The organism is Microbacterium sp. Leaf351 (assembly GCF_001423825.1).
GTDB classification, from domain to species: Bacteria; Actinomycetota; Actinomycetes; order Actinomycetales; family Microbacteriaceae; genus Microbacterium; species Microbacterium ginsengisoli.
Genome location: NZ_LMPK01000034.1, coordinates 56,578 through 57,839, shown reverse-complemented (window position 1 = coordinate 57,839; position 1,262 = coordinate 56,578). Strand labels below are relative to the sequence as shown.

The window sequence follows — 1,262 nt, the reverse complement described above, 5'->3', positions numbered from 1 at the left end:
CCGGACGAAGAAGAAGAGATACGAAACAGGAGAGATTCACATGCGCATCAGACGAATGATGGGAGCGGCTGCGGGACTCGCGGTCGCGGCGCTCGCGCTCACCGCGTGCAACAGCGGCACCCCGGGTGCCTCGGGAAGCGCGGATGCCTCGGCCGCGCCGCTGTTCGAGGTCGCGAGCAATGTCGAGATCGCCGGCAGCCCGACCTTCGAGAAGATCTCGGCCGCCGGCGTCGTCAAGATCGGCGTCAAGGAGGACCAGCCGGGTCTCGGCTACCTCGACCCGACCACGGGTGAGAGGTCGGGCTTCGACATCGACATCGCCCGGTGGATCGCGGCGTCGCTCGGCTACGACGAGAGCAAGATCGAGTACACCGCGATCGCCTCCGCGAACCGTGAGCAGGCCATCGAGAACGGGCAGATCGACTACTACGTCGGGACCTACTCGATCACCGATCGTCGCAAGGAGCAGATCGACTTCGCAGGTCCCTACTTCGTGACCGGCCAGGGACTGCTCGTGCGCAAGGCCGACGACTCGATCACGGGCGTCGACGCGCTCGCCGGCAAGACGGTCTGTTCGGCGACCGGATCCACATCGATCCAGCGCATCAAGGACGAGCACCCCGATGCGAAGACGGTCGAGTTCAGCGGCTACTCCGAGTGCGTCCAGAACCTCATCAGCGGCCAGGCCGATGCGGTGACGACCGATGAGGCCATTCTCATCGGGTACGCGGCGGCCGACCCCGACAACCTGAAGGTCGTCGGGGAGCCGTTCTCGACCGAGCGCTACGGTGTCGGGCTCGCGAAGGACGACACCGCTTTCGCGGCATTCATCAACACGATGTTCACCGACGGAGGGTCGACCTGGACCGCGATCTTCGAGAAGAACCTCGGCGCGTCCGGCGTGCAGGCCACCCAGCCTGCCGTCGATCCCGTCTCGTGATCATCGCCGGGGTGGCCGCGCAGCGGCCGCCCCGGCTCCCTCCGAAAGGACGACGACGGTGAACATCCTCACCGACTACCCCGATCTGTGGGGTGAGGCACTGCGCGGCACTCTGGTGCTGTTCCTCGGCGGCGGCGCGATCGCCCTCCTCCTCGGGCTCATCGTCGGTGCCATGCGCGTCTCCCCGGTGCCGATCGCGCGCGCGGTCGGCGCGGTGTACGTCAACTGGATCCGCAACACCCCGCTCACACTCGTGATGTTCTTCTTCGCGTTCTGTGTCCCGCTCCTCGTGCCCGGCCGTGCCGACTTCGTGCTGCTCGCG

The 1,262-nt window shown here is 66.7% G+C and carries 2 protein-coding genes; both read left to right on the top strand.

All coding sequences use genetic code 11. The features are described from left to right. Positions 1–40: 40 nt before the first annotated feature. Positions 41–940 carry a glutamate ABC transporter substrate-binding protein gene (locus ASG00_RS10390; protein WP_056209341.1) on the top strand — a complete coding sequence of 300 codons (900 nt, stop codon included), beginning with the start codon at positions 41–43 and terminating at the stop codon, positions 938–940. A gap of 58 nt (positions 941–998) precedes the next feature. Beyond that, positions 999–1,262: ABC transporter permease subunit (locus tag ASG00_RS18060; protein WP_235559484.1), on the top strand; the 264-nt coding region annotated here is incomplete at its 3' end.

What these genes read in the sequence shown, in the direction of transcription:
- ASG00_RS10390 (WP_056209341.1), top strand. Translation starts at nt 41, where the DNA reads ATGCGCATCAGACGAATGATGGGAGCGGCTGCGGGACTCGCGGTCGCG.